The 7228-nt window shown below is 74.7% G+C and carries 9 protein-coding genes; 3 read left to right on the top strand and 6 right to left on the bottom strand.

Going from position 1 to position 7228, the window contains the following annotated elements; all coding sequences use genetic code 11:
- The 3 genes from ACFE67_RS12985 to ACFE67_RS12975 all read right to left on the bottom strand — a co-directional run.
- The coding region (locus tag ACFE67_RS12985; RefSeq protein WP_375407299.1) for a histidine kinase at positions 1-1212 on the bottom strand (1212 nt) is incomplete at its 3' end.
- A 132-nt stretch (positions 1213-1344) separates the two neighbouring features.
- Entirely contained in the window at positions 1345-1746 is a 402-nt protein-coding gene (locus ACFE67_RS12980) for an NUDIX domain-containing protein (RefSeq protein WP_375407298.1), read from the bottom strand.
- The gene (locus tag ACFE67_RS12975) at positions 1743-2294 is read right to left on the bottom strand and encodes a TIGR00730 family Rossman fold protein (RefSeq protein ID WP_375407297.1); all 552 of its coding nucleotides are present in this window, start codon (positions 2292-2294) and stop codon (positions 1743-1745) included. Before ACFE67_RS12975 ends, ACFE67_RS12980 begins: the two co-directional genes overlap by 4 nt.
- Positions 2295-2467: 173 nt before the next feature.
- On the opposite strand from ACFE67_RS12975, the gene ACFE67_RS12970 reads away from it, so the two are divergent.
- Complete coding sequence (locus ACFE67_RS12970; RefSeq protein ID WP_375407296.1) at positions 2468-3655, top strand: MFS transporter; 1188 nt, start codon at positions 2468-2470, stop codon at positions 3653-3655.
- On the opposite strand, the gene ACFE67_RS12965 is transcribed toward ACFE67_RS12970, so the two are convergent.
- The 3 genes from ACFE67_RS12965 to ACFE67_RS12955 form a co-directional block, all read right to left on the bottom strand.
- Entirely contained in the window at positions 3642-4097 is a 456-nt protein-coding gene (locus ACFE67_RS12965; RefSeq protein ID WP_375407295.1) for a DUF4395 domain-containing protein, read from the bottom strand. The two genes, ACFE67_RS12970 and ACFE67_RS12965, sit on opposite strands and share 14 nt — an antisense overlap.
- Positions 4087-4524, bottom strand: coding sequence for a TlpA family protein disulfide reductase (locus ACFE67_RS12960; protein WP_375407294.1), 438 nt, complete (start codon positions 4522-4524; stop codon positions 4087-4089). Before ACFE67_RS12960 ends, ACFE67_RS12965 begins: the two co-directional genes overlap by 11 nt.
- Before the next feature lie 275 nt (positions 4525-4799).
- The gene (locus tag ACFE67_RS12955) at positions 4800-5987 is read right to left on the bottom strand and encodes an MFS transporter (protein ID WP_375407293.1); all 1188 of its coding nucleotides are present in this window, start codon (positions 5985-5987) and stop codon (positions 4800-4802) included.
- Positions 5988-6089: 102 nt separating this feature from the next.
- Between ACFE67_RS12955 and ACFE67_RS12950 the strand changes: the two genes are divergently transcribed.
- Positions 6090-6455 carry a BlaI/MecI/CopY family transcriptional regulator gene (locus ACFE67_RS12950; protein WP_375407292.1) on the top strand — a complete coding sequence of 122 codons (366 nt, stop codon included), beginning with the start codon at positions 6090-6092 and terminating at the stop codon, positions 6453-6455.
- Positions 6452-7228: M56 family metallopeptidase (locus ACFE67_RS12945; RefSeq protein ID WP_375407291.1), on the top strand; the 777-nt coding region annotated here is incomplete at its 3' end. The genes ACFE67_RS12950 and ACFE67_RS12945, both read left to right, overlap by 4 nt.

Raw genomic sequence — 7228 nt, 5'->3', positions numbered from 1 at the left:
GATCGTGGTCGCCGACGCGTGCTTGATGGCGTTGCTCGTCAGCTCCGCGACGACGAAGTAGACGCTGCGCTCGACCTCTGCGGGCAGATCGCCCGGGAGCGCGATCCGGGTCTCGACCGGCGTGCCCGTGCGGCTGCCGAGCGCCACGAGCGCGGCAGCCAGTCCGCGGTCCTGCAGCAGCGGCGGCGCGAAGCCCTGCGCGAGCGCGCGCAGCTCGTCGAGCGTTTCGCCCGCGAGGCGGCGGGCGGCCTCCATCGACTCCGCGGCGGCCGCGGGATCCGTGTCGAGGCGCCGTTCGGCGGTCGCGAGCTCCATCTGCAGGCGCAGGAGGCGCTGCTGCGGACCGTCGTGGATGTCCCGTTCCAGGCGGCGCAGGGCGGTGTCCTCGGCGGTGACCGCGGCGCGGCGGGCGGCATCGACTCGGGCGACGTCGGTGCGCAGATCCTCGGAGGCGAAGCGGGAGAGCAGCAGCCGGCCAGCGCCCCAGTGCGCGAGCGTCGCGCCGCGGGTGAGGAAGGGGAGCAGGGCGAGCATCAGCAGACCGAGGGCGGTGAAGCCCACCGTGAACCAGGCGATTGTGGATGGGTCGCTCTGCCGCGAGAACGCGATGGCGATGACTTCGAGCAGCGCTTTGCCGTTCACCGGTGTCTGGCCGCCGGTGATGTCCTGCGCCAGCCAGACGCGCGATGCGCCGGTGCTGAACGGCACGAATCGACCCCAGATCGAAACGCTCGACAGGAGTGCAGCGGTCGCGATCCACGACGACCAGATCGTGAACGTCAGCGTCGCGAGCAGCGGGTTCACGACCGCCGAGTGCAGCGTGTAGAGCCAGTAGTGGCCGTTCGCGAACACGTCGCCGAAGGCGCGGAGGGGGCGCTTGCCCTGGAAGGGCCGCTCCCAGGTCGGCGCGGCGATGGCCGGCGTGCGCGCCCATCCGAGGCGACGGAGTTCCAGCGCGCCGAGGTACCGGCTCGCGATCAACACGAGCGCGAACAGCAGCACGCCCACCACCGCGAGCGGGGCGCTGCCCTGCCCGCCGAAGAGCGCGCGGTTCAGCAGCGCGAACTCGAGCAGCCCGATCACCGCGGTGAGCGCGAGGTAGCCGAGCTCGCGCGGCACCCGGGCCCAGAGCCGCCCGTACCTCCGCCCGATCGGATCGGCAGGGCGCGAGGCCCTCGACGGCAGGGGAGCGGAGGCGGTGGCGGTGGTCATGGCATGAGCCTCGCGATCGAGCGCGGCGCCGCCCATCCTGCCCGCATCCCTCCTGTACCGGGGGCTACCCCCATCCCGTCGCCCGATCTCTCCGTTTTGTGGGAATGACCTTCCTACACAACGGAGGGCGGATCAGAGGAGGAGGCGGGCCAGGGGGGCGAGGCGGTCGCCCAGCTCCGCCGCCTGCGCCGGGGTCGCCCAGCGCAGCTCCTCGATCTCCGCGTGGGGCTCGAGCGCGGCCGCGACGCCTGCGCTCAGCTGGAGGCGGAAGACCTCCGCCTCCAGGCGGTGGCCCGGCTCGTTCGCGGCGTCGGTGACGTAGGGGCCGAGCAGTGCGAGCGACGACTCGGCGACCGTCAGGCCCAGCTCCTCCGACAGCTCCCGGACGAGCGCGCCGCGGGCCGTCTCGTCCGCCTCCGGCTTACCGCCTGCCTGCATGAACCTCCGGGTGCCGCGTTTCCGCACCAGCAGGAGGCGTCCCTGCGGATCGGTGATCAGCGCCGCGACCACGCGGACGACGCGGACGGTCGTCACGCGTCCTCGAGCGCCGCGAGCAGGGGCTCGAGCGAGGACTCGAAGCGGATCATCGAGGCGCCGCGGTCGGAGAGGAAGCCCTGCTCCCGCATGTGGGAGACGAGCTCCTTCATCGGCGACCAGTAGCCCAGCACGTCGAGGAAGCCGCACGGCTTCGAGTGGTACCCGAGCATCGCCCAGGACCACTGCTCGACGATCTCCTCGAGCGTGCCGGCACCGCCCGGCAGCGCGACGAAGACGTCGGCGAGGTCGGCCATCATCGCCTTGCGCTCCGCCATCGTCTGCACGACGTGCAGCTCGGCGAGATCCGGGTGCGCGAGCTCCGGCCCGACCAGCGCCTCCGGGATCACGCCGATCACCGTGCCGCCGGCCGCGAGGGCGCCGTTCGCGACGCAGCCCATCAGGCCCGTGCCGCCGCCGCCGTAGACGACCGTGATCCCGCGCTCCGCGAGCGTCCGGCCCACCTCCGTCGCCGCCGCCAGGTGCCGCGGATCCGCGCCGTCGCGCGCGCCGCAGAACACCGCCACCGCGTTGATCGCCCGTTCCACCCGCCGAACTGTAGGCGACCCGTGTTTCCGGCACGCGCGCTCGATGGCGTGCACCCGGGCAGGCCGACCGCGCTTCGGCAGGCTCCGGCAGCCGGATTCGGCCTGCCGAAGCGAGCACAGCCTGCCGGGGTGCTCGGAGCGGACCGGTCGGAGGGGGCTGACAGGCTTGCGGGGTGGACAGTCGGAGGAGGGAGGCGGTCTACCTGACCGCCGCGTTCGCTGTCCGCCTCGTCACCGGGGGCGTCGGCGTCGCACTGGTGCTGCTGGCCGCACGAGAGCTGCACAGCGTCGCCCTCGGCGGGGCGCTGCTCGCCTGCCTGATGGCGCCGAGCGTGCTCGCCGCCCCGGTCGTGGGCGCCGTCCTCGATGCGGCGAGGTCGCCGCGACTGGTGATGCTCGTCGCGGGGATGGTGCTCGCCGCGGGCCTGGTCGTGGCCGCCTCCGCCGCGTTCGTTCCCCTGGCAGCGGTCGTGGTCGCCCTGCTCGTCGCCGGATGCGCGTTCCCGGTGTTCATCGGCGGCCTGTCGGCGTTCGCGGGCGAGGTGATGCCGCGCGACGTCGCGCGCGCGACGTCGGTGGATGCGCTCAGCTACAACGTCGCCGGTATCGGCGGCCCCGCGATCGTGGCGGGGATGACCGTGCTGCTCGGTCCGCCCGGTGCGCTGCTCGCCCTGGCCGCCGTGATGGTGGCCGGCTCGCTGCTGCTCCAGCTGCTGCCGATCGAGGGGCGGGGTGGTTCGTTCCGCCCCGCCGCGCTCGCCAGGGGGATCGCAAGCGCGTCGCGCCATCTCGTCACCCACGGCCCGATCGCGCGGGTCGCTGCCGGCGGCGCGGTCGTGATGATCGGCGCGGGCGCGCTCCCCGTCGTCGCGGTGCTCGTCGCGGTGTCCCGCGGTCAGGCCGAGTCGGCAGGCGGCGTGCTGCTGACCGCGTTCTCGGTCGGGGGCGTCGCGGGTGCGCTGCTGGTCGCGCTGCCCGCGACCACCCGGTTCCTCGGCCGGTTCCCGGCGCGACGGCTGATGGCGGTCTGCTTCGCCACCACCGGCGTCGCGACCGCGGTGGCCGGCGTGCTGCCCGGATTCCTCGGGGCCGCAGTGGCGCTCGCGATCGCCGGTCTGCCCGATGCGCCGGCCGTCGCCGCGATGTTCCGGGCCAGGACGGAGGAGACCCCGCAGGCGGTCAGAGCGCAGATCTTCGTCGTCGCGAGCGGCTTCCGGGTTGCGGCCGGAGCGCTCGGCGCCGCGCTCGCCGGCGCGCTGGCAGGTCTGCCTCCGAGCGTCCTGCTGCTGCTCATCGGCGTGATGTGGGTCGCCTCCGCGCCGATCCTGCTGGCAGGAGCGCGGCGGCCTACGCCGTCCTGATCACCCGGGCGCGCAGCAGGAGCACGTAGAGCTGGCAGCCGAGGCAGTACCCGAACACCGAGTTCAGGAACGCGGCGACGAACGCCATCGCCGCGAACACCGCGAGTGCGGGCGTGACGCCGAGTGCGCCCAGCACGACGCCGGCCAGCGTGATCACGAAGCCGACCCCCTGCGCGAACGTCGGGGGCGCCGCCTCCTCCAGCTCGGTCGGCGGCGCGAGGCGCGGGCGGACGAACCGCTTGAAGAGCGCACCGTAGGGGTGCCGCCCGACGCCCGCGAAGGCGCCCCACGCGAACACGAGGCAGATCGCGGCGAGCAGCACGGTCGCGGCGACGCCGGCGCCGGTGAGCGCCAGGAAGATGTCGACGAGCAGCAGCACCGCGGTGATGCCGGCGCCGAAGCGCGGTCCTCGCGGGTCGATCCGGGCGCGGTCAGCGGACACGGTGGCCTCCGAGGACGGTCTGCAGCTCGCGGTCGAGGTCGTCGGAGCGCGGCGCGCCGCCGATCCGGGCGTGCACGTGCCGCCCGGCGTCCACGAGCAGGGTGGTGGGGGTCTGCAGCACGCCGAACCGGTCGGCGACCTCGGGATGACGGGTGAGGTCGACCTCGAGGTGGACGACGCCGGCGTTCGCGGCCGCGATGCCGCTGAGCAGCCGGGCCGTGCCGGGGCACAGCGCGCAGGTGGAGGTGGAGAACTGCACGAGCGTGGCGCGCTCGCCGAACTCCTCCGTCGAGCCGACGTCGGCGGGGCTCACGGTCGTGCCGGAGCCCTGGGTCACCCGGCCGGCGCGGGCGCGCTGCAGCAGTCCGAGCGCGGTCGCGACCGCCACCAGCACGGCGAGCGCCGCCAGAGCGAGCAGCGGGGACACGCTGGCACCGTACGCGCCGGGATGGAGGCGAGGGCAGTGTGACGCTTCGTGACGGGCCGCCGTCGGGCTGGCCATCCGGCCCCCTGTGAGCGATCCAGCAGGAGGCGCGAGCGCAGCGACCTCCTGATCTCCTTCCCCGTGGAGGTGCGCGGCCGCGGCTGACGACTTTGCGTGGCTCAGCGGCGCGTGTGAGCACTTCGGCAGGCTGTGCTCGCTCCGGCAGGCTGCCAGCCGGCGTTGGAGCCTGCCGAAGTGATGGGAGCCTGCTGACGTGCTCACCCGGGCATCGGAGGTCGCGCCCCGAGCCGGGAGGGTGATGCGTACATCGCGCCGAGCAGCGCGACCACGGACGCCCCGATGATCGCGAGCACCGAACCGGCGAGCACGCCCGCGAGCGCGGTGCCCACCCCGATGCCGACGCTGAACGCGCTGATCACCCAGCCGTTCGCCTCTGTCAGCGACGCCTGCGGGGTCGTCGCCGTGATCGCGAAGACCTGCGTCAGCAGCGGTGGCAGGCAGAGGCCGGCGAGGGAGGCGCCCGCGAGCCAGACCGCGGGTGTCAGCCCGAACGCGGCTGTCGGCAGGTACAGCAGCGCGAGCAGCACGAGGAGGATCCGGAGCGCCCGCTCTGGCGCGATCCGCGGCGGGAACCGCGCGATGAGCAGCGCTCCCGTCAGCGCGCCGCCGGCGTTGACCGCCAGCGCCCAGCCGTTCAGCGCGGACTCGCCGGCGATGGCGGCGAGCCGCGCGGCGCTGATCGTCAGCACGCCGATCGGGAGGCCGGCGGCGACCTGCGCCACGATCAGGGTCCGCACGGCGCGGGTCCGGAGCGCGGACGGGTGCGCCTCCCGTCCCTCGGAGGTCGCGACGCGATCGCGCAGCAGCCGATGCGTGCAGAACAGCACCGTGCCGATCAGGCCCGCGACGGCCATCACCTGCACGCCGCCGGTCGCTCCCAGCAGTGCCGCGGCGGCGACCGCGAGCAGCGGGCCGAGGATGAACAGCACCTCCTGCGCGGCCGCGTCCGCGCCGAATGCCCTGGCGAGCTGCGCGCCGGGCGCCATGATCCTGGGCCAGAGGCTCCGCAGCGTCGGCTCGAGCGGCGGGAAGGCGAAGCCCGCGACCAGCGCCAGCAGGAACGCCGCGGGAGGCGCGGCCGTCACGAGCAGGGCGAGCCCGAGCAGCGCGGCGGTCGAGACGACCCCCGACGCCAGGAGCACCGCCCGCGACCGGCCCGTGACATCGATGACGCGGCCCAGCAGCGGCGTCCCGACCGTCGACGCGACGACGTAGCCGCCCGTGAGCGCGCCCGCGAACGCGTACCCGCCTCCGCCGTCGATGACGATCCGCACGAGCGCGAGCGCGCTCATGGCCTGCGGCAGGCGCCCGAGGAGGGAGGTGGCGAGCAGGGTCGTCGCGAGCCGGGCGACGGGTGGGCTCGCGACGTCCTCGGGCTGGTCCACGGCGGCAAGCCTCCCAGGCTCCGCACCCTCCGTTTTGTAGGCAGGACCTGCCTACAAAACGGAGAGTGGTAGACACGGGGAGGAGCGTCGAGAGGGTCGCTGATGGTGGGTCGCCGCGCGCACGGGCAGCTGAAGACGACGGTCCTCGCGCTGCTGCGGGAGGCGGACGCGCCGGTCACCGCGCGGATGCTGCTCGAGCGCTGGCCCGAGGCGGAGCCGCGACCCGCCTTCACCACCGTGATCACGGTGCTGACCCGCCTCAGGCAGGCGGGCGCCGTCGAGCGGATCGAGGGGGCGGAGGCGCGCTTCCTCGTGCGGCACGTCGCGGGCGGGGTCGCCGCGGAGTCGATGCTCGCCGCCCTCTTCGAGTCCGCCGACCGCGGCGCCGCGCTGATGTCCTTCGCCGAGCAGCTCGACCCGAAGGACCTCGACGTGCTGCGCCGGGCCGTCGGGGGAGACCCGGCGTGATCGTCCTCGCCGCCCTGCTCGCGCTCGCGGCCGGGTGCCTGCTGGGCGCCCCGCGGCTGCTCCGCCTCCGCCGGTTCGCGGTGCGCCGGCCGCGCTTGCTGCTCGCCGCTTGGCTCGGGGTCTTCCTCACCGGAGCGGCCGCGATCGTCGGCAGCGTGCTGTGGAGCGTCATGCTGGCGCTCGCCGCCCGCACCGATCCGCTCGACGCCGGCTGGGTCGCCGGGGTGCTCGCCTGGGGCGCGCTCGCGGTCACGGGCGCGGTCGCCGCGCTCGTGCTCACCCGCGCCGAGCCGTTGCTCTCCGGGCGCGGTGCGGCCTCCCGCGACCTCGACCTGCTCGCGGCGGCCTGCGCGGATCGAGTGGAGCGCGTCGGCGCCGTGCAGGTGCTGTTCGTCCGCGCCGCGCGCCCGATCGCGTTCAGTTCCACCTGCGACGGCGGTCGCATCGTCGTGACGTCGGCGCTGGCGGAGGCGCTGAGCCGCGGTGAGCTGCGGGCCGTTCTGGAGCACGAGCGCGCCCACCTGACCGGCCGCCACGACGTCCTCCTCCGCGTCGCCCGCATCAACCGCGCGTGCGTGCCGGCGCTGTTCGGCGCGCGGGCGTTCGACCAGGCGGTGCACCTGCTGGTCGAGCTCGTGGCCGACGACGCCGCCGCTCGCGTCTGCGGCGCGACGGCGCTCTCGAGCGCCCTGCGCAGAACCGCCGCGCTCGAGTCGAACGAGTGGGCCGAGATCCGCGCGGCTCGGCTCGACGCGCGTGGCGCGGAGGCGCTG

The organism is uncultured Amnibacterium sp. (assembly GCF_964244015.1).
Classification (GTDB): Bacteria; Actinomycetota; Actinomycetes; order Actinomycetales; family Microbacteriaceae; genus Amnibacterium.
The sequence above is the reverse complement of the archived record's forward strand: the minus strand, read 5'-3'. Positions and strand labels throughout refer to the sequence as shown.